This window comes from Methylorubrum suomiense (genome assembly GCF_022179765.1).
Taxonomy (GTDB): domain Bacteria; phylum Pseudomonadota; class Alphaproteobacteria; order Rhizobiales; family Beijerinckiaceae; genus Methylobacterium; species Methylobacterium suomiense.
In genome coordinates, this window is the sequence record NZ_BPRE01000002.1 from 177,536 (window position 1) to 195,522 (window position 17,987).

General features: G+C 71.7%; 21 protein-coding genes and 1 pseudogene. 11 read left to right on the forward strand and 11 right to left on the reverse strand.

The genetic code is table 11. The features are described 5' to 3' along the window. The first annotated feature begins 244 nt into the window (after positions 1–244). Both MFF26_RS04100 and MFF26_RS04105 read left to right on the forward strand, forming a co-directional pair. On the forward strand, positions 245–1,393 hold the full coding sequence (locus tag MFF26_RS04100; RefSeq protein ID WP_238307546.1) for an acyl-CoA dehydrogenase family protein: 1,149 nt from the start codon (positions 245–247) through the stop codon (positions 1,391–1,393). Further along, positions 1,390–1,959, forward strand: coding sequence for a cytochrome b (locus MFF26_RS04105; protein WP_373324354.1), 570 nt, complete (start codon positions 1,390–1,392; stop codon positions 1,957–1,959). Before MFF26_RS04100 ends, MFF26_RS04105 begins: the two co-directional genes overlap by 4 nt. Positions 1,960–1,990: 31 nt before the next feature. On the opposite strand, the gene MFF26_RS04110 is transcribed toward MFF26_RS04105, so the two are convergent. Further along, a complete protein-coding gene (locus MFF26_RS04110) occupies positions 1,991–2,203 on the reverse strand; it encodes a hypervirulence associated TUDOR domain-containing protein (protein ID WP_238307548.1) in 213 nt (70 codons plus the stop codon). A 216-nt stretch (positions 2,204–2,419) separates the two neighbouring features. Here MFF26_RS04110 and MFF26_RS04115 point away from each other — a divergent pair, with 216 nt between their 5' ends. Both MFF26_RS04115 and MFF26_RS04120 read left to right on the forward strand, forming a co-directional pair. Next, positions 2,420–3,940 (forward strand): ATPase domain-containing protein, encoded by a 1,521-nt coding sequence (locus tag MFF26_RS04115; RefSeq protein ID WP_238307549.1) that lies wholly within the window; start codon positions 2,420–2,422, stop codon positions 3,938–3,940. Next, on the forward strand, positions 3,937–5,988 hold the full coding sequence (locus tag MFF26_RS04120; protein ID WP_238307551.1) for an ATP-binding protein: 2,052 nt from the start codon (positions 3,937–3,939) through the stop codon (positions 5,986–5,988). The genes MFF26_RS04115 and MFF26_RS04120 overlap by 4 nt, the downstream gene beginning before the upstream one ends. Positions 5,989–5,998: 10 nt before the next feature. On the opposite strand, the gene MFF26_RS04125 is transcribed toward MFF26_RS04120, so the two are convergent. The 7 genes from MFF26_RS04125 to MFF26_RS04155 form a co-directional block, all read right to left on the reverse strand. After that, positions 5,999–6,802: a Crp/Fnr family transcriptional regulator gene (locus MFF26_RS04125; RefSeq protein ID WP_238307552.1), complete on the reverse strand. Its 804-nt coding sequence runs from the start codon at positions 6,800–6,802 to the stop codon at positions 5,999–6,001. A 667-nt stretch (positions 6,803–7,469) separates the two neighbouring features. Continuing rightward, complete coding sequence (locus MFF26_RS04130) at positions 7,470–8,288, reverse strand: universal stress protein (RefSeq protein ID WP_238307554.1); 819 nt, start codon at positions 8,286–8,288, stop codon at positions 7,470–7,472. Positions 8,289–8,359: 71 nt separating this feature from the next. Continuing rightward, positions 8,360–9,352 (reverse strand): glucokinase, encoded by a 993-nt coding sequence (locus tag MFF26_RS04135; protein ID WP_238307556.1) that lies wholly within the window; start codon positions 9,350–9,352, stop codon positions 8,360–8,362. 31 nt (positions 9,353–9,383) lie between these two features. Further along, the gene (locus tag MFF26_RS04140) at positions 9,384–9,632 is read right to left on the reverse strand and encodes a hypothetical protein (protein WP_238307557.1); all 249 of its coding nucleotides are present in this window, start codon (positions 9,630–9,632) and stop codon (positions 9,384–9,386) included. Further along, positions 9,632–10,018 carry a c-type cytochrome gene (locus MFF26_RS04145; protein WP_238307558.1) on the reverse strand — a complete coding sequence of 129 codons (387 nt, stop codon included), beginning with the start codon at positions 10,016–10,018 and terminating at the stop codon, positions 9,632–9,634. Before MFF26_RS04145 ends, MFF26_RS04140 begins: the two co-directional genes overlap by 1 nt. After that, on the reverse strand, positions 10,015–10,392 hold the full coding sequence (locus MFF26_RS04150) for an SPW repeat domain-containing protein (RefSeq protein ID WP_238307560.1): 378 nt from the start codon (positions 10,390–10,392) through the stop codon (positions 10,015–10,017). The genes MFF26_RS04145 and MFF26_RS04150 overlap by 4 nt, the downstream gene beginning before the upstream one ends. A gap of 63 nt (positions 10,393–10,455) precedes the next feature. Further along, entirely contained in the window at positions 10,456–10,695 is a 240-nt protein-coding gene (locus tag MFF26_RS04155; RefSeq protein ID WP_238307562.1) for a biotin/lipoyl-containing protein, read from the reverse strand. A gap of 189 nt (positions 10,696–10,884) precedes the next feature. Here MFF26_RS04155 and MFF26_RS04160 point away from each other — a divergent pair, with 189 nt between their 5' ends. The 7 genes from MFF26_RS04160 (at position 10,885) to MFF26_RS04190 (ending at position 15,409) form a co-directional block, all read left to right on the forward strand. Continuing rightward, entirely contained in the window at positions 10,885–11,403 is a 519-nt protein-coding gene (locus tag MFF26_RS04160) for an ion channel (RefSeq protein WP_238307563.1), read from the forward strand. 83 nt (positions 11,404–11,486) lie between these two features. Further along, positions 11,487–11,702 (forward strand): hypothetical protein, encoded by a 216-nt coding sequence (locus MFF26_RS04165; protein WP_238307565.1) that lies wholly within the window; start codon positions 11,487–11,489, stop codon positions 11,700–11,702. Positions 11,703–11,712: 10 nt separating this feature from the next. Continuing rightward, entirely contained in the window at positions 11,713–11,970 is a 258-nt protein-coding gene (locus tag MFF26_RS04170) for a hypothetical protein (protein WP_238307567.1), read from the forward strand. Beyond that, positions 11,967–13,292, forward strand: a complete 1,326-nt coding sequence (locus MFF26_RS04175) for an NRAMP family divalent metal transporter (protein ID WP_238307568.1) — start codon at positions 11,967–11,969, stop codon at positions 13,290–13,292. The genes MFF26_RS04170 and MFF26_RS04175 overlap by 4 nt, the downstream gene beginning before the upstream one ends. A gap of 70 nt (positions 13,293–13,362) precedes the next feature. Continuing rightward, positions 13,363–13,818, forward strand: a complete 456-nt coding sequence (locus MFF26_RS04180) for a response regulator (protein WP_238307570.1) — start codon at positions 13,363–13,365, stop codon at positions 13,816–13,818. A 49-nt stretch (positions 13,819–13,867) separates the two neighbouring features. Further along, on the forward strand, positions 13,868–14,515 hold the full coding sequence (locus MFF26_RS04185; protein WP_238307571.1) for a BON domain-containing protein: 648 nt from the start codon (positions 13,868–13,870) through the stop codon (positions 14,513–14,515). An 81-nt stretch (positions 14,516–14,596) separates the two neighbouring features. Then, complete coding sequence (locus tag MFF26_RS04190; protein ID WP_238307572.1) at positions 14,597–15,409, forward strand: universal stress protein; 813 nt, start codon at positions 14,597–14,599, stop codon at positions 15,407–15,409. A 336-nt stretch (positions 15,410–15,745) separates the two neighbouring features. On the opposite strand, the pseudogene MFF26_RS26555 reads toward MFF26_RS04190, so the two are convergent. The 3 genes and pseudogenes from MFF26_RS26555 to MFF26_RS04210 form a co-directional block, all read right to left on the reverse strand. Next, positions 15,746–16,607: pseudogene (locus MFF26_RS26555) on the reverse strand (universal stress protein). A gap of 13 nt (positions 16,608–16,620) precedes the next feature. Then, positions 16,621–16,953, reverse strand: a complete 333-nt coding sequence (locus MFF26_RS04205) for a c-type cytochrome (RefSeq protein WP_238307574.1) — start codon at positions 16,951–16,953, stop codon at positions 16,621–16,623. Continuing rightward, the gene (locus MFF26_RS04210) at positions 16,953–17,768 is read right to left on the reverse strand and encodes a universal stress protein (RefSeq protein WP_238307575.1); all 816 of its coding nucleotides are present in this window, start codon (positions 17,766–17,768) and stop codon (positions 16,953–16,955) included. Before MFF26_RS04210 ends, MFF26_RS04205 begins: the two co-directional genes overlap by 1 nt. Between the last annotated feature and the right edge of the window lie 219 nt (positions 17,769–17,987).

Sequence of the window (17,987 nt, forward strand, 5' to 3'; positions counted from 1 at the left end):
CGTCGGTGTGGGTTCGCCGGCCAACGTGGGCAGGATGGCGCCGTTCCTGGGCACCCCTGCGGCGGAAGCGCCGCGCCAAGCCTGTTCCTCAGGCAGACTGTTTGACACGGGCCCAGCCACCCCGATGCACGAGCTTTCGGTCCGACGACCATATGTCGCCCTACGGCCGAGGTGTGCCTCATGTCAGGATCGACGCACCCGGACGGGCTTAGCTCCGCCGTAACTTCAGGGGGAGCAAACGAACATGGACCACGTAACCCCGCTGGCCCTTGCCTACGATGCGGTCGCGGCCGCCCGGCAGGTGGCGGCGACGGCGGCCATGCGGGCCGCCGACCAGGACCGCGACCAGGGCTTCCCGGCCGAGGACGTCGCCGACCTCGCCCGCCTGGGGCTGCTCGCGGCGCCGGTCCCGTCCATGGCTGGGGGCGCCGGCCTGGGTGAGGAGCCGGGCGCCCGCAGGCTTGCCGCGGTGCTGCGGCTGGTGGGCTACGGCAGCCTGGCGCTCGGGCGCCTCTACGAGGGGCACGTCAACGCGCTGCAACTCGTCGGCCTCTACGGCGGGCCCGAGCAGCGGGAACGGCTGTTCGCCGACGCCCGCGACGGCCACCTGTTCGGCGTCTGGAACACCGAGCCTCCCGAAGGCGGCCTTACCCTGGAGGACGGCGCCGGCGGCCTACGGCTGGCCGGCGTGAAGACCTTCGCCTCGGGCGCGGGCTACGTCACCCGTGCCTTGGTGACGAGCCGGGGCCCGGGTGGGAGCGGGACCCTGATGCTGGTCGTGCCGCTGAAGACTGGGACCAGGGCCGACCTGTCGGCGTGGCGGTCCCACGGCATGCGCGCGTCGGCCACCGGCACCCTCGACTTCGCCGGCATCGCGGTGGCGGCGGAGGACATCCTGGGCGGCCCGGACGACTACTTCCGCCAGCCGGATTTCTCGGGAGGCGCGTGGCGCTTCGCGGCGGTCCAGCTCGGCGGCATCGAGGCCGTATTCGACGTTTGGCGGGGGCATCTCGCGGCGACCGGCCGCGGCGGCGACCCGCACCAGCTCGCCCGCCTCGGCGAGGGTGCCATCGCGGTTGAGGGAGCCCGGCTCTGGGTGGAACGCGCCGCTCAGGCGGTCTCCGATCCCGCCCTGCCGCCTGAGCGCGTCGTCGCCCTCGTCAACCTGGCGCGGCTCGCCGTGGAGCGGGCCGGGCTCGACGTGCTGCAGCTGGCCCAGCGCTCGGTCGGCCTACAGGGATTCCTACGGCCCCACGCTCTGGAGCGGCTGTCGCGCGACCTCGCCACCTACCTGCGCCAGCCCGGACCGGACCGGGCCCTCACCGCGGCCGCCGAGGAGATCCTTCGCGCCGGCGGCAGGGCTGGGGACCTGTGGGACGGGGCGGCGGCATGAGCATGCCCGGTGGCGGCGACGCGGTCCCCGCCGGGGACGGGTGGTTCGACACGCCGCGGCGCTATGGCCGCGTCAGCCGCGGCTTCCACTGGCTGATGGCGGCGCTCTTCGCCTGGCAGTTCGCCGGCGCCCTGCTCTACGTCGCTACCGGCGAAAACGCGGTGACGCGTTTGGTCGGCGGCAGCCACTTCACCCTGGGCTTCACCCTGTTCGCGCTCGTGCTGCTGCGCGGGGCCTGGGGACTGGCGAACCTAACCCGGCGCCCGCCGCATCCGGGGCGCCTGGGCCGTGCCGCCGTGGCCGGCCACCTTCTCATCTACGCGCTGATGGTCATCGTGCCGGGCATCGCGCTGCTGCGGCAGTACGGGTCGGGCAAGCCGTTCACGCCCTACGGCATCCTGTTGATGCCCGGACGCGACGACAAGGTCGCCTGGATGGTCGCTCCAGGCGACCTGCTCCATCACTGGCTGGCCTTCACGCTCCTAGCGGTGCTGGTCGGCCACGTCGCCATGGCCTTCCTGCATCGCAGGTTCAATGGTGAGGACGCGCTCTCCAGGATGACGTGAGGCCGTCGCGCCCAGGCGGTGCGGACGCGCGTCACGCCTTCTTGAGTTCGTCGGCCTTGTGCACGGCCTCCTTGCCGGACTTAGCACTTTTCACGCGGTACTGGGGCTCGGCCTTGAACGCCTTGGCGGTGTGGCCCTTCACCTTGGTCGTGCCGGTCTTCTTCTTGACGACCGTGCCCTGGGTCGTACCGCCGGCGCTGTCCCACTTCACTTTGTCGCCTGCCTTGAGGCTCTTGCCTGTCATCGCGCGTCTCCCTGGTTCAGGAGGCAATGCCGCCGAGGACCCCTCGTTCCGTCTGAAGGTCGACTCCGCGGGAGCCGCGTAACGGGGGACGCCACCCGTGACGCGTTACGCTTCCCGGGATCCCCACCATGCGGCGGCGCGGGCGCTGACAAGGGCTTGGCCGACCGCTACCGTACCGGCCGGGCTGCCCCCCCGCCGCAGAGACCGACCGAGCCGATGACCGACGCGACGCCCAGCACGCCCCCCGCGGAGGGGGCGAGGATCTCGACCGGGGTGCCCGGCCTGGACGACGTGCTCTGCGGGGGCCTGACGCCAAGCCGGCTCTACCTGCTGGAGGGCACGCCTGGGACCGGCAAGACGACGCTGGCGCTGCAGTACCTGCGGGAGGGCATGGCCCGCGGCGAGCGCGCCCTTTACGTCACCCTGTCCGAGACCACGGAGGAGCTTCGCGCCGCCGCGGCGACCCACGGCTGGGCCCTCGACGGCATCGACGTCCACGAACTCGTCGACGAGGACGGCCTGGACCCGGACGGCGAGCAGTCGATCCTGCACCCGTCCGAGATCGAGCTCGGCGAGACGGTGCGCGAGGTCATCGCCCGGGTCGACAAGACCAAACCCGACCGGGTGGTGTTCGACAGCCTGTCCGAGCTGCGGCTTCTGGCACAGAACCCCCTGCGCTACCGGCGCCAGATCCTGGCCCTCAAGCGCTTCTTCGCCAAGCGCGCCTGCACGGTGCTGATGCTGGACGACAAGACCTCGGAGACCGGCGACGTCCAGCTCCACAGCATCGCCCACGGGGTGGTGTCGCTGGACCAGATGCCGCGCGAGTACGGCTCCGAACGCCGCCGCCTGCGCATCGTGAAGATGCGCGGCATCAAGTTCCGCGGCGGCTACCACGACTTGGTGCTGGAGACCGGCGGCATCCAGGTATTCCCGCGCCTGGTGGCGGCCGAGCACCACGCCGACTTCGACCCGGCGGGCAAGTCCACCGGATCGGCCGAGCTCGACCTGCTGCTCGGCGGCGGCCTCGTGCCCGGGACCAACACCCTGCTGCTCGGGCCCTCCGGCGTCGGCAAGACAACCACCGCGGTCCGCTTCATGGTGGCGGCGCTGGAGCGCGGCGAGAGCGCGACCTACTACCTGTTCGACGAGGGGCTGGCGACGCTGATGGCCCGCTGCGCCACGCTGGGCATGGACCTGCGGCCGCACGTCGAGGCCGGCCGGCTGACCATCACGCAGATCGACCCGGCCGAGGTCTCGCCGGGCGAGTTCGCGACGATGGCCAGGCATGCGGTCGAGGAGCGCGGGTCGGCCTTCGTGGTCATCGACAGCTTGAACGCCTACCTGCACGCGATGCCGGGCGAGGAGTACCTCATCCTGCAGATGCACGAACTCCTGAGCTACCTGAACCAGCAGGGTGTCACCACGCTGCTGGTGCTCGGCCAGCACGGGGTCATTGGCGAGGTCCGCACGGACGTCGACCTGAGCTACCTGAGCGACTGCATCCTGCTGTTCCGCTTCTTCGAGGCCAAGGGTCAGATCCGCACGGCGCTCTCGGTGGTGAAAAGCCGGGTCAACGCGCACGAGCGCACCATCCGCGAGTTGCGCTTCTCCGGGGGCGGCATGCAGGTCGGCAAGGCGCTCTCCGACTTCGAGGGCGTGCTCACCGGCCTGCCGGCCTACCGGGGCGAGGTCGCGATGCTGACGGGCCAGGCGGTTCCGGGCGACGAGGCGTGAGCGTTTCCATCGCGGACGAGGAGCGCGTCCTCATCCTCGCGCCGCGCGGACGCGACGCCGCCGTCACGGGGCAGGTGCTCGCCCAGGCGGGCACGGGGACCGAGCCGTGCCCGGACATGGCGGCGTTGCTGGACGGGTTGGCTGCCGGCGCCGGCGCGGCGCTCGTCACCGAGGAGGCGCTGGACGGCGACCTGGATGCCCTGTTCGCTTGGCTGGACGCTCAGCCGGCGTGGTCGGACTTCCCCTTCATCGTGCTGGCGACGCGCCAGGCCGGGCGCCGCCCGGAGCGCGCCGCGCGCCTGCTCGCACGGCTCGGCAACGTCGTCCTGCTGGAGCGCCCGGTGAACGCCGAGACGCCGGCGAGCGCCGCGGCCTCGGCCCTGCGGGCGCGCCGCCGCCAGTACCAGGCCCGCGAGTACCTCCTGGAACGCGAGCGCGCCCAGGAGCAGCTCCGACGCTCCAACGAGGACCTGGAGCGGCGCGTGGCCGAGCGGACGCGCGAGGTCGAGGCCGCTCACGAGACCCTGGCCTTCGCGCTCGACGCCGCCGGCATGGCCTCGTGGGACCTCGACTACGTCACCGGAGTTTCGCGTCGCTCGCCGCGCTACGACGCCGTCTTCGGCTACGCGGGTGAAGGGCCCGCCTGGGACCGGCAGGTCCTCCTCTACCACATCGTCGAGGAGGACCGCGGCATCGCCGAGCGCGCTTTCGCGGCGACCTTGGAGACCGACGCGCTCGACCTCGAATGCCGCGTCCGGCGCGTCGACGGGGCCATCCGGTGGATCGCCCTGCAGGGCCGGATCAAGCGCGACGCCTCCGGCGCGCCCTTGCGCATCGCCGGCATCCTGATGGATCGGAGCGACCAGCGGCTCACCGAGGAGGCGCTGCGCCAGGCCCAGAAGATGGAGGCCATCGGTCAGTTGACCGGCGGCGTGGCGCACGACTTCAACAACCTGCTCACCGTCATCGTCGGCGGCCTCGACATGATGCTGCGCCGGCCCGAGCAGGTCGACCGCGTCAAGCGCCTGGCCGAGGCGGCCATGGGGGCGGCCCGTCGCGGCGAGCAGCTGACCCAGCAGCTCCTGGCCTTCTCGCGCCGGCAGATGCTGCGGCCCCAGACCCTCAACCCGAACCGGCTGCTGCTCGACTTCAAGCCGCTGGCCGAGCGCGCGGCGGGCGGGGCCGTCGAGCTCGCCTTTGACCTCGACCCGGCCCTCGATCCGATCCGCATCGACCCGGCGCAGTTCGAGGCGGCGGTGCTGAACCTGATCGTGAACGCGCGCGACGCGATGGAGGGGCGGGACGGGCACGCCCGCATCGCAATGACGAGCCGCAACGCCCGCCTCGACACGGCGGCCGTCGCCGACAGGGGCGTGCCGCCCGGGCCCTACATCGTGGTCTCGGTGACCGACACCGGGAGCGGCATCCCGCCCGACAAGCTCCAGCGCGTGTTCGAGCCGTTCTTCACCACCAAGGAAGTGGGCAAGGGCACCGGGCTCGGATTGAGCCAGGTCTACGGCTTCACGCGCAGCGCCGGAGGGTTCGCTCACATCGATTCCGTGGTCGGTGCAGGCACGACGGTGAGCCTGTACTTCCCGCGCTCGGCCGACCCTGCGGGCGAGGAGGTCGGCACGGGCCCGGCCGCGGCCATCCCGTTGCGCCGCGCCGGCGAGGGCGAGACGGTGCTGCTGGTCGAGGACGACGAGCAGGTGCTCGCCATGGCGACAGAGAGCCTGGAGGAACTGCGCTACCGGGTCGTCGTCGCCCGCAACGCCGCCGAGGCGCTGGGGCACCTCACGGGTGTGGAGCGTATCGACATCCTGTTCTCGGACGTGGTGATGCCCGGCGGCATGAACGGGTCGCAGCTCGCGGTCGAGGCGCAGCGGCTCCGGCCCGGCATCAAGGTGCTGCTCACCTCGGGCTACGTGGCCAACCTCGACGAGGGGCAGGTCATCGGGCGCGGCGAGCTCCCGGTGCTCAACAAGCCCTACCGCCGCGACGAGCTCGCTCGCTCGCTGCGGCTGGTGCTCGGGGGTGGGGAGCGCTGACGCCGGACGGCTAGGCCCTTGCCTCGGGCGGGACTGCATCCCGGAGGGCGGCGTCCGGGAGGGCAGTTCCGCGCAGCCCGGGGTCCGGTCGGGGGTCGGGCGTAGCGCGGTGCAGGTATCCCGAGTCGAAATCAGCCGCCGCCTCCAGGGCTGCCAAGTCCGGGATGACGACGCGGCGGCCCCGGATCTCGATCAGCCCCCGTTTCCGCAGCGACTGCAGGGACCGGTTGACGTGGACGGACGTCATCCCGGTCGCGTCGGCGAGGTCGACCTGCGTGAGTAGGAGGTCGTACCCCACGTCGGAGGCCAGCCCCACGGACCGGAGCCGCACCAGCATCTCGCACAGGATGTGGGCGAGGCGCCGCTCGCAGGAGCGCCGGCCGACGTTCACGAGCCACTGCCGCGCCGTCGCGGCCTCGACCAGGGCAGCGAGGCGCATGGCCCGGGCGATGCCGGGATGGCCGTCGAGCAGGTCCCCCACCGTCCGGGTCGGGATGTGCGCCACGCAACAGGGGGACAGCGTGCCGATGGCGTGGTCCATCGCGTTGAGCAAGCGGACGTCTAAGTCGCACAAGTCGCCAGGGATGAGGAAGGCGAGCACCTGCCGGGTTCCGTCCGGCAGGATCTTGTAGCGGCAAGCCATGCCTTCGAGGACGAGGAACACGCCCCGCGGCGTGTCACCCTCGCGGATCAAGTCCGTCCTGGCGGGGACCGCGACGGGGTGGGCGGCGACCTGCGCCAAGTGGCGTCGGTCCTCGTCCGATAACGGCGACAGGGCGGCGAGCTTCCTCAGCAGCGGATTGTGGTCTGGCATCGATTCGGCGCCCCGTGGGGCTTGTGCCCCACGAGTGAACTAGAGCGGACGAAGGCCTTCGGCACCAGCACATACGTCTCGCGGCGCTCCGGCGGCGCCTCGCACCAGATGTAGGTGGTCAATACACCTGGGCCGTCAGGTTCCTACGCACGTGGAACCAAGGAAACGAGGCCGTTCAGGGCATGCGACCCGCTCAGATCGACTGCCTATCACTAGCCGTGAGTTGCGCGAGTCCCGATGGCGCCAGGCCTTTATCCCACGGCGGACGCGGCTCTCGTCGCAGGCTCGGAGACGTTCGTCAATTTGCCCCAACCTGCTGATGTCATGGCCGCCGCAGACAGGTCCGCTTCTTCGTAACGAGCGGACATCTGGGTCGGCACAATTGAAAGCCTGCTATGGGTCATGAGCCGCCTTGGCAGCCAACAAGGCTCCAGCGCAAACTTCGAAACTATTGAGCGCCCGAAAAGGGCAATTTTCATGCATTCGCTCTCATCAGCCACCGGTGCAGCGTGAGCCACTGATTCATGGCGGCTTTGCCCTATGCTCTCGGGGAGCCGCATTGCGCCATGAGCTGACCTTTGCCGTCAGCCATTCGAAGGGCTGGTCATCGACCGAGAGCAGACGCGCGCGACTATAGGCCCGGGCGGTCCCGACTGTCGCGACCTCCTCAGTGGGACATCAGGCAACAGACGGTCGTCTTGCTCAGCAGGTCGCGCGTGACCCCGCCGAAGAACCACTCACGCAGGCGGCTGTAGCCGTAGCCGCCTGTTACGATAAGGTCCCCGTCAATCGCGCGGGCGGCCTTCTGCAGGTCCTCGGCGACGCTCCAGCCAGAACGCACCGCCACGCTCGCGCTCGCGTTGACATCGTGCAGGGTGAGGTAGCGGACTACATCGTCGACCTCTGCCCGGTCCTCGGCATCCGTGACCCGAAGGACCTGGACCTCCTCCGCACGCCTGAGTAGCGGCAGGGCGTCCGAAAGCGCCCGGCGGGTCTGGGGGGTGTTCTTCCAGCCGACGACGATGCGCCTGGCCTCCAGGTGCTCGATGCCGGCCGGAACCACGAGGACGGGGCGCCCCAGGCCCATGAGCGCGTCGCCGAGGTCGACGGCCATGCCCGGCCCGACGCCCTCGTCCTCAGCGTAGCGACCGACCACGACGAGGTCCGCGGCCCGGGACTGCCCTGCCAGGAACGGGACCGGACCGGCGATGTCAGAGCGCCACTCGACGCGGTCGTTCAGGCAGGAGCCATGGCGGAAGACCTGTTCGGCGGCCGCGCACCTGTCGAGGGCGGCTTGGCGGATTTCCTCGATGACCATGCCCATGGGCACGGCGGTCTCGCCGTAGCCCTGCGGGTAGTCGGGTATGCAGGCGGCGGCCCCGACGAGGCGGGCGCCGAGGCGGTGAGCCAAGTCCGCGGCGAGACGGACCCGGGTCCTGGCGTGACGCCCGTCGTCGACCGCGACCATGATGCTGGCAATTGACACGGGAGCCTCCCTCGACCCGGAACGGGCAACAACAGGATGCGGGCGCCCGTGCCGGGCGGCGTTGATCTGCCTCAAGCCCGCCAGTCCTGGCCGGGGAACAGGAATCGGTCCGCCGCGCGCAGGAGCGCCGCCAGGCCGTCGATGGCCGGCTCGGGCCTCGTGATCACGAAGCGGGGGATGGCCTGCATCACCTCGCGGAACGGGGGCTTGTCCTCGAAGGCGTCCCGGAACGCTTCCCCCTTCAGGGCCTCGACGATGCGCGGCGCGATCCCGCCGGCCAGGTAGACCCCGCCCGTCGCCGAGAACAACAGGGCGAGGTCGCCGGCGAACCGGCCCAGCAGGCGCGCGAACTGACGGACGGCCTCCCGCGCGAGCGGGTCGCCGACCTTGGCCGCTTCAAGCACCTCCGGCGGCGCGTCCCAGGCTGCGGCCACGCCGCGCGCCGCCGCCAGCGCCCGCGCGAGCCTGGTGAGGCCGGGACCGGACAGCAGGCCCTCGGCGGTGAGCCTCCCCTCCGCCAGCATCAGGACCTGCCACGGCAGGTCGTCGCGCTCGCACGGGCCGAAGCCGACATGGCCTGCCTCGGTCGTCTGGATCAGGAGGCGGTCGCCCGCCGGCACCAGGGCCGCGGCGCCCAGGCCGGTGCCTGGCCCGAGGACGAGGCGGGGCCCCCGTCCGGCCGCGACGGGCCCGAGCCGCGCCAGGTCGGCCGCGTTCGCCTCGTCGAGCACGTGCAAGGCGGCCGCCTGCGGCACGTAATCGTTGACCAGCCGCGCCGCCTCCAGCCCGAGGGCGACGCCGATGTCGCCGAGGTCGATCAGCCAGGGTGCGTTGGTCAGGCGCGTGACGTGCCCGTCGACACGCCCCGCGACGGCGAGGAAGGCGGAGCGCGGCCGCGGCGTCCCCGGACCGTCGAGACAGGCTTCGACGGCCGCGATCGGTCCGGGGAAGCCGGCCGTCGGCACCTTCCGGATCGGCCCGGGGCATGCTCCCGGCGCGCGGAGGACGGCGAAGCGGGCGTAAGTGCCGCCGATGTCGGCAAGGAGCACGGGATAGGGCAACATGGCCGCATGCCTCCGTCGCGAGCGCGGCGGCCTAGCCGAGGGGCTTGCAGCCGGAGGCTTGCGGCTGCCGGCAGAAGGTCAGTCCTTCGTCGTCCCAGACCACGATGCAGCCGTGGCCCAGCGCGAAGTTGCGCACCCGGCCGAGGAGCGCGTCGTTGACGCCGAACAGGCGGTCGCAATCCGCGTTCGTCAGGCGCAGGGCCTGTCCGGTCCCGAGGCCGTCCAGGGATGCCTGCAGGGCCGGAAGCGTGTCCGTGGGCTGAACCGTCATCTCGTTCATCACGGCCGCTCCGTAAATGTCCCAGGCTCACGGATGTGAGGCTGAGGCCCCTTCAGGCTGAGGATGTAGTCGATGACCGCGTCCAACTCGTCGCGGTCGAGGCGCAGGCTCGGCATCCGGTCGTGGTGGCTCTGCAGGAAAACCGCGAGGGCCGGCCCCGTGGTCGAGGGCATGTTGGCGACCCGCAGGAAGGCCGGGCCGACGAACTCGCCGGGCTGCGCCGCGCGGTCGATGACGTGGCACTGGCTGCAGAGCTGCGCGGCGATGGTCCAGCCGCGGACGCGATGGTCCTCGGCCGGACCACCCCCGGCCGGCGCGCCCGCGGCGGTCGCGAGCAGGCCACCCAGCGCGAGGAAGCGAGCCGACCGGTGCGACGCGGCCGTCATGACGCGCTCGCGATCCTGAGCCGCGCCGCGGCGGCCGCTGCGGTCATGCCTCCGGCCACGACGTGCGCCCAGGTGGCGGCATCGCCGGCCGCGAACCCGAGCAGGAAGGGCGCGAGGAACGTCCAGGCCCCGGCGAGCGCGACCGCCCGTTCGAGGGCGGGGCGGAAGCGGACCTGATTGTATCCCGTGAGCGCGAGGATCACCAGGCCGGGCACGAGCGCGGAGAAGGCCGCCCGGCCCTGGTCGGCGAACACCAGCACCCATGCCGCCAGCACCAGCGCGGTGCCGGCCGCGTGCTGCAGGACGTCGGCCAGGATCTCGTCCGTCCGCCAGCCCGACGGCGAGGGCGCGGCCTGCGTGTCTACCCGGGACATGGCCCGTCTCCTCGATGTGCCCGTTGCCAGGGCGCCCCGGCCCGTGCCCGGGGCGCCGACCCGTCACGCATGGACCTCGGCGATGATGCAGCCGGGGTCGACCACCTCGTTGGCCGGCGCGAGGACCATCAGGCGGCCCTCGGCGGGCGAGGCGATGTCGTGCAGGGCCTCGCCGATGCGCACGGCGGCCACGGCCTCGCCGGCCCGCACGCTCGCCCCGTCCGGGACGAGCCACCGCTCCAGGACGCCCTCGGGCAGCATGCCCGTGGGCCAGAGCCCCTCGGCTACGTGGATGTCCGCCATGACCGCCTCCTCTCCTGTCGCCCGCCGACGGACGACCGCAGGCATCGGACGCCATCGCACCGGGGGCCGCGTTGATCTGGATCACGGCGTGGCGGGCACGGTCCCGGGATGGAGCGGGCTTGAGGCAGGTCAAGGCGGCCCCCCGGCGGTCGGGCACGGTCCCTTGGGCCACTCCTTCGGACCGGAACCATGCTCGTCGTCCTGGCCGCCAGCGTCGTCCTGGTGATGGTCACCATCCTGACGCTCTACGAGACCCTGCGCCTGACCTCGGAGCACCTCGCCGACCTGCCGGTGCCGCCGCGCTGGCGCATCGTCGCCGTGGTGCTCGCCGCCTTCGTCGGCCACACGGTGGCGGTCTGGATCTACGCCGGCGCCTACTGGCTGCTCGTCCTACGGCTCGGGCTCGGCGCCTTCTCGGGCGTGCCCATCGAGACCTTCGAGGACTGCCTCTTCGTCTCGGTGGTGGCCTACTCCTCGCTCGGCTACGGCGACCACGCGCCGGTCGGGCATGCCCGCCTGCTCACCGGTGTCGAGGCACTCAACGGACTCCTCCTGATCGGTTGGTCCGCCTCGTTCACCTACCTCGCCATGGAGCGCTACTGGCCGATGCACGGCAAGTCCCGCGCCCACCGCGCCGCGAAGGCCCGCCGCCCGGCGGACGGGGAGCTCGGCCGCGAACGCCTCTTCCCGCCGGCGACCGGCACCTGAGCGCCGGCGCCCTTGCGCTGGATCAAGGCCGGCCACCCCGGCCGGCCCCAGGTTTCGCCCCCACCGGCAAGCGGAGGCGAACCATGCGCGAGTACCTCGTCACCTTCCACAAGACCGTCCCCGATGACACCGGCCACGACCATTGCGTCCTGCAGCGGCAGGCGGTGGTCCGCGCCCGCTCGGACGTCGCCGCCGCCTACGCGGCCAAGGCGATGCTCTGCGAGGCCGACGGCGTTGTCGACTGGCGGATGCGGGCCGACACCTGCGAGGTCGTCGAACTCACCCGGAACGCGGCATGAGGAGGCGGGGATGAGCCACGAACTCACCGAACCCGTGCACTGGCAGGGCCGGCAATGGGCCGTAACCGGCTACGGCATCGAGGCGCTCGACGGGATGTACCACGTCCCGTTCGCCGACATTCCGGACGAAGGGGCGGAACGCCCCGGGTGGCTGGAGGACCTCTGCCGGCGATACGGCACTGACGGCGACGACCTTGCCGCGGCTCTGAAGGTCGCGCGCTCGATCCAGGCCGCCGTCGCGGACGGCACGTCGAAGTCGGCCGCATGAGCACCGCGCCCCTCGCCGCGGCGGAGGCCGACGACCCGGAACTGCCGAGCCCCGCCGTCGGCTCCTCGAAGCCGCGCCTGCTGCGGGTCCTCGGCCCCGGCCTGATCACCGGCGCCTCGGACGACGACCCCAGCGGCATCGCGACCTACGGGCAGGCCGGGGCCCAGCTCGGCTACGGCTTGTGCTGGACCATGCTGTACACCTTGCCGCTGATGGCGGCGGTGCAGATGGTCTCGGCCCGGATCGGCCGCACCACCGGCCACGGCATCGCCGGCGTGCTGCGCCAGCACTACCCGAACAGCCTGCTCCAGGCCGTGGTGCTGCTCCTCCTGGCGGCCAACATCCTGAACCTGGGAGCCGACCTCGGCGCCATGGCGGATGCCCTGAACCTGTTGCTGCCGGGCCCGCGCTGGCTCTACGTCGTCCTCTTCGCCGGCATCTGCGCCTTCATGCAGTTGGTGCTGCAGTACGCGCGCTACGTCGCCGTGCTGAAGTGGTTGACGCTGAGCCTGTTCGCCTATCTCGGCGTGGTGATCTTCGCGCGCGTCTCCTGGTGGGATCTCGGGCTGGCCTTGGCCGTGCCTAGGCTCGACCTCAGCGGCGGCGGCCTCACCACGCTGGTGGCGCTCTTCGGGACCACGATCAGCCCGTACCTATTCTTCTGGCAGGCCGCGGAGGAGGCGGAGGACCTGCACGCCTTCCCACGCCGGCGCGACCTTCTGCACGCGCCCGAGCAGGGAGGGGCAGCGCTTCACCGCATCGAGGTCGATACGCTTGTCGGGATGGCCTTCTCGAACTTGGTGGCGCTCGCCATCATGGTCACCACCGCGGCGGTGCTCCATCCGCGCGGCATCACCGACATCCAGACCTCGGCGCAGGCCGCGGAAGCGCTGCGTCCGCTGGCCGGCCCGTTCTCCGCGACGGTCTTCGCGCTCGGCATCGTCGGGACTGGACTTCTGGCGGTCCCGGTACTCGCGGGCTCGGCGGCCTACGCGGTCGGCGAGGCGCGGCGCTGGCCCGTGGGTTTCGGCCGACGCCTCCTGGAGGCGCGGGCATTCTACGGCACCGTGGCGCTCGCCACACTGGTGGGCATGATCATCAGCTTGGGCGCGGCCGACCCGCTCCGGGCGCTCTACTGGAGCGCGGTGGTCAACGGCGTCATCGCGGTCCCGGTCATGGCTGTGATGATGCTCGCGGCAGCGCGCGCCGACATCATGGGCGCCTTCGCGGTGCGCGGGCCGCTGAGGCTGCTCGGCTGGATCGCCACGGCCTGCATGCTGCTCGCCATCCTCGCCATGCTGGTCACCGCCGCGCTCCCTTGATCCATCGCAAGGTGGCCCGGCCCGCCCGGTCCATCCTTCATGCACCGCGACCGGGATAGGGAGTCGTGCAATGCAAGCAATCGGCCGAGAGGGGTACCCCGTCGTGCTTGTGGCCGAGCCGCAGGCGCTACCCGGCATGTGGCCGGAAGACGTGCTCACCGGCGCCGGCTGCGCCGTCAGCGGCCCCTACGGCACCTGCCGGGAGGCCGCCGATAGCCTGGACGGGACGCCGCCGGACTTCGCGGTCGTGAGCGTCGACCTGAACCAGGGATCTTGCTTCCCGCTCGCCTGTGCCCTGCGGCGGCGGGGCGTCCCCTTCGCGCTGATCTCCGGCAATGCGCGCGTCCCGGACGCCTTCGCGGACGTGCGCCTGTTCGACCGGCTGTTCGATGCCCGGGACATGGTCTCGGCCGTGGCCGCCTCCTGCTCCGTCGCGGGCTGCCCACGGACTTGCCCGATGCTGGGGCGGATCGCGGCCGGGGAGGAGCTTGCGATGGATCAATGCCCGACCGCATGCCGCGCGTAAGCGTCGGCTTCGGCCAAGCACGGCCTGGGCCTCATCGAGGAGACGGACCATGGGCGACAAGCTGATCCGCCATAACGTCATCGACGAGCTCGACTTCGACCCCAGCATCGACGCCGCCCACATCGGCGTCGCCGTGGAGAACGGCATCGTCACGCTCACCGGCCACGTCGGCAGCTACACCGAGCGCGTCGCCGCCGAGAAGGCCGCCCAGAAGGTGCGCGGCGTGCGCGGGGTGGTCGAAAAGATCAAGGTTCGCTTCGGTGGCGAGACGCCGCCGCGCGACGATGACATCGCCCAGCGCGCCGTGCAGATGCTCGATTGGTCGGTCACCGTGCCCAAGGGCACCGTGCAGGTGAAGGTCCAGAACGGCTGGGTGACGCTCTCAGGCAAGGTCGACTGGCAGTACCAGCGGGAGGAGGCCTACCGGGCGATCCGGCGCTTGGCAGGGGTTGCGGGCATCATGAACACGGTCGAGGTGACACCGAAGGCGAGCGCGCCCGACGTGCGCTCGAAGATCATGGCGGCGCTTAAGCGCAACGCCGAGCTTGAGGCCGACGCCATCAAGGTGACGGTGAAGGACGCCAAGGTCGTCCTGGAGGGCAAGGTGAACGCCTGGTACGAGCGCCGGCTAGCCGAGAACGCCGCCTGGTCGGCCCCGGGCGTGCGCGCCGTCGAGGACCACCTCACGCTGGGCTGAGCCCTGCCGAATGGTTGAGGCCGCCGGCCCCGCCCATCGAGTATTCCCTTCCCGTCTGCGCCTGTCGGCCGGAGACCTTCCATGACTTTTGCCAGCATCATGGTGGCGATGGACCTTTCGCCGGAGGCACGCGACCGCGTGCGCCTGGCCGGCCACCTCGCCGACGACTTCCGCGCCCGCCTGATCGGCGTGGCGGCCGAAACCCCGGCCTACGCCGTCCCGCCGGTGGGACCGACGCCGGCGAGCGCCTACGCGCTGACCGCCTCGAACGAGACCGTCCTGAACGACCTCAGGCAGGCGCATGTCGCCTTCGAGGAGGCGGCCGGCAATCGCAGCCGCGTCGAGTGGCGCTCCAACATCGAGCTCCCGCTGCCCTTCCTCGTCGCGCAGGCCGCCGCTGCCGACCTTGTCGTGGTCGGGCGCAAGACTGAGCCCGGGCCCATGCTGTTCTCGGTCGACCCGGGAGACCTCGTCATGCGTCTCGGGCGGCCGGTCCTGGTGGTGCCGCCCGGGGTCGACCACCTCGACGCCAAGCGTGTCGCAGTGGGCTGGAAGGACACCCTTGAGGCGCGCCGGGCGGTCTGGGACGCGCTGCCCTTCCTGAAGCGGGCGTCCCAGGTCGTCGTGATCTCCGTCGACGACGGGGACGGCGCGGCCGACCCGCGGGACATCGTCGGGCTGCTGCAGGCCCAGGACGTCTACGCCACGTCCGTCCAGAAGGACGCTTACGGCTCCGCGGCCTCCGAGGCCCTCGTGGACGCCGCCTCCGAGCAGGCCGCCGACCTCCTCGTCGCGGGTGCCTACGGCCACGGTCGGCTCCGCGAATGGGCCTTCGGCGGCGTCACTCGCGACCTTCTGGCATATGCCCCTATCTGCTGCCTGATGAGCCACTGATGTCCGCCGTCGCGCGTACAGCCGCGGCACGCGCCGCCCAACTGGGCCTCGCCGCGGTCATGGTGAGCGCATCGGCTATCCATGCACAATCGAGGCCGGGCTCACCCGATGCGAGAGGAACCTTCGTCGAGCCGGCCAACGCGCCCCATCGTCACTGCTCGGGCTCCTGCCTGAAGAGCGGAACCCTGCGGTGGTTCTGCAAGCCCCACCAGACCTGCAGCGTGGACTGCGGCACTGCGCCCCCGCATATGCACTGCCACGACCCCCAGCGGTGAGTGGAGGCACAGGCCTGGGCTATAGCGTCCGTCGGCTCCGCCTCCTTGCACTCACAGTCGGTTAGTGGGCCATGAGCACTGGGATGTGCGCGTGCTCGATGACATGGCGGGTGACGCCGCCGAGCAGGAACTCGCGCACGCGGCTGTGGGTGTAGGCGCCGAGCGCCAGCATCGAGGCGTTCCGCTGCCCTGCCTCGGCTAGGATGGCGGCGCCGACCGAGGTCCCGTCCCCGACCTCCAGGGTGGCGGCCTCCGCTACGATGCCGTGCCAGCGAAGGTAGGCGCACAGGTCCGCGGCTCGTGCCTGCTCAAAGCGCTCGGTCCGGGCATGTACGACAGTGACCCGGGCGGCCTCGTGCAGCAGCGTGATGGACTGCCCGATCAGGCGCGTCGCCTCCAGGCTGCCGTTCCAGGCGACCACGACGTGGTCGAGCAGGTCGTAGGGGACGGTCTCGCCGACCATCAGCGTCGGGCGCCCGACCGAGAACAGCGCCGTGTCGAGCGCCCGCCCCGTGGAACGGCACCTCCGGGTCGGGCCGATCGACGATGACGAGGTCGTTGACCCGGCCCGCCAGGGTGAGGAGCGGCTCGACCTCGCCAGAGAGCTCGGTCCAGGTCACGAAAGTGGCGTCGAGCCGGCCACCCTCCGGCATGAACGCCACACCCTCGCGCTCGCACCAGGCTTCCAGGGCTGCCTGGCCCTCGGCCGCGGACTCGCGCACGCCCCGCTCGATGGCCTCGACGGTCGCGCAGTCCATGGGAACCAAGCTCGCCATCGCGGCCAGTACGTGCTCCGGACCCGGCCCCATGAAGCTGACGGCGATGTGGGCCCGCAGGCGCCGACCCAGGCGCAGGGCGGCGTCGAGCCGGCGCGTGGCGTCCACGCCGGGCGCGGTCGGGACGAGGAGGCAGCGCAGGAACATCGGGTCTCCTCGCTCAGCGTCCCAGGGTCTTCAGGTAGGCGATCAGGGCCTCGGCCTGGTCCGGGTCGAATCGGAACTCGGGCATGCTGGGATGGCCGGTGCGGATGCCCTCGACGAGCGCCTCGCCGAGATCCTCCACGGGGTAGCGCGCGTGAAGCTCGCGGAAGGGCGGCGCCTCGCGCAGTGGGCTCGCGCCGACGCGCCCCACGGCATGGCAGCGGGCGCAGTTAGTCCTTGCGAGCGTCTCGCCCAGTTTCACTTGCCGGTCCCAGGCCTGCGCCGGGCCGGCGAGGAGGACGGGCAGCAGCGCCAGGGCACCCGCCGCGATGGTGATTGCCGGGCGCATCAGTGGCTCATCAGGCAGCAGACGGGCGTCGTCGTCAGGACATCGCGGGTGACACCACCGAAGACCCATTCACGCAGGCGGCCGTGGCCGTAGGCGCCCATCACGACGAGGTCGGCGTCCTCCCGTCCGGCGAACCGGAGGATCTCGTCCGCGGCGCTGATCTCCGGGCTCCGCAGCAGGTGCGTGGTCACGGACACGGAGTGTCCGGAAAGGTAGGCGGCCACGTCCTCGGCGCCTTCCCGATCGGCATCGGGGCCGACCACCACGACGTGGACCTCGTCGGCCCGGGCGAGGAACGGTAACGCGTCGTGGACGGCCCGGCGCGCCTCGCGCGTGTCCTTCCAGGCCACGACGACCCGTTTCGCCGAGAGCCGCTCGATTCCGGGCGGCGCGACTAGCACCGGGCGCCCGACCTCCATCAGGAGCGCTCCGGCCGGGACGCCCATCGGGCCCGGGTCGCCGTCGGCCGGCCCCTGCCGGCCGACCACCACCACGTCGGCGGCGCGCGCCTGCCCGACGAGGTAGGCAAGGGGTTGGGCCGGCGCCGAGCGCCATGCCGTCCCCTGAGCGGCCCCGGCCTCGCGCTCGAACAGGGCCTTGGCTTCCGCGAGTTGCTCGTCCGCCAGGCGCTCCTCGATGGCCCAGACCCGCTCGACCTCCAGCATGTCGCCGACCGGCACGGGGGCCAGGACCGGGCGCGCGGCGACGCCGGTGAGCTTGGCCTCGAACCGCTCGGCGAGGCCGGCGGCCAGCTGGACCCGGTCCGCTGCCGCGGCCCCGAGGTCGACCGAGACCATGATGTTGGAGATCCGCATGACCGCCTCCCGTGGCCGGCGTTCCGGCGCTGCGGCGACCTTGGCCCCCAATCGCGATACCGACGTTGATCCATCTCAAGGGTCTCGTTCACGCCGCGCCGGTCGCGAACGGGCCCGATGCATTTCGGCGAAACCCGGGTCCCCGGACCCTTGCGGACCCGACACCCCACCTGACCTCGGGTCCGGGTCGCGGCCGGGGGCGGACGCCCTTCGAGCCGA

Coding starts and splice junctions, on each gene's coding strand:
- MFF26_RS04100 (WP_238307546.1), top strand. CDS start 245: ATGGACCACGTAACCCCGCTGGCCCTTGCCTACGATGCGGTCGCGGCC.
- MFF26_RS04105 (WP_373324354.1), top strand. CDS start 1,390: ATGAGCATGCCCGGTGGCGGCGACGCGGTCCCCGCCGGGGACGGGTGG.
- MFF26_RS04110 (WP_238307548.1), bottom strand. CDS start 2,203: ATGACAGGCAAGAGCCTCAAGGCAGGCGACAAAGTGAAGTGGGACAGC.
- MFF26_RS04115 (WP_238307549.1), top strand. CDS start 2,420: ATGACCGACGCGACGCCCAGCACGCCCCCCGCGGAGGGGGCGAGGATC.
- MFF26_RS04125 (WP_238307552.1), bottom strand. CDS start 6,802: ATGCCAGACCACAATCCGCTGCTGAGGAAGCTCGCCGCCCTGTCGCCG.
- MFF26_RS04135 (WP_238307556.1), bottom strand. CDS start 9,352: ATGTTGCCCTATCCCGTGCTCCTTGCCGACATCGGCGGCACTTACGCC.
- MFF26_RS04140 (WP_238307557.1), bottom strand. CDS start 9,632: ATGAACGAGATGACGGTTCAGCCCACGGACACGCTTCCGGCCCTGCAG.
- MFF26_RS04145 (WP_238307558.1), bottom strand. CDS start 10,018: ATGACGGCCGCGTCGCACCGGTCGGCTCGCTTCCTCGCGCTGGGTGGC.
- MFF26_RS04150 (WP_238307560.1), bottom strand. CDS start 10,392: ATGTCCCGGGTAGACACGCAGGCCGCGCCCTCGCCGTCGGGCTGGCGG.
- MFF26_RS04155 (WP_238307562.1), bottom strand. CDS start 10,695: ATGGCGGACATCCACGTAGCCGAGGGGCTCTGGCCCACGGGCATGCTG.
- MFF26_RS04160 (WP_238307563.1), top strand. CDS start 10,885: ATGCTCGTCGTCCTGGCCGCCAGCGTCGTCCTGGTGATGGTCACCATC.
- MFF26_RS04165 (WP_238307565.1), top strand. CDS start 11,487: ATGCGCGAGTACCTCGTCACCTTCCACAAGACCGTCCCCGATGACACC.
- MFF26_RS04170 (WP_238307567.1), top strand. CDS start 11,713: ATGAGCCACGAACTCACCGAACCCGTGCACTGGCAGGGCCGGCAATGG.
- MFF26_RS04175 (WP_238307568.1), top strand. CDS start 11,967: ATGAGCACCGCGCCCCTCGCCGCGGCGGAGGCCGACGACCCGGAACTG.
- MFF26_RS04180 (WP_238307570.1), top strand. CDS start 13,363: ATGCAAGCAATCGGCCGAGAGGGGTACCCCGTCGTGCTTGTGGCCGAG.
- MFF26_RS04185 (WP_238307571.1), top strand. CDS start 13,868: ATGGGCGACAAGCTGATCCGCCATAACGTCATCGACGAGCTCGACTTC.
- MFF26_RS04190 (WP_238307572.1), top strand. CDS start 14,597: ATGACTTTTGCCAGCATCATGGTGGCGATGGACCTTTCGCCGGAGGCA.
- MFF26_RS04205 (WP_238307574.1), bottom strand. CDS start 16,953: ATGCGCCCGGCAATCACCATCGCGGCGGGTGCCCTGGCGCTGCTGCCC.
- MFF26_RS04210 (WP_238307575.1), bottom strand. CDS start 17,768: ATGCGGATCTCCAACATCATGGTCTCGGTCGACCTCGGGGCCGCGGCA.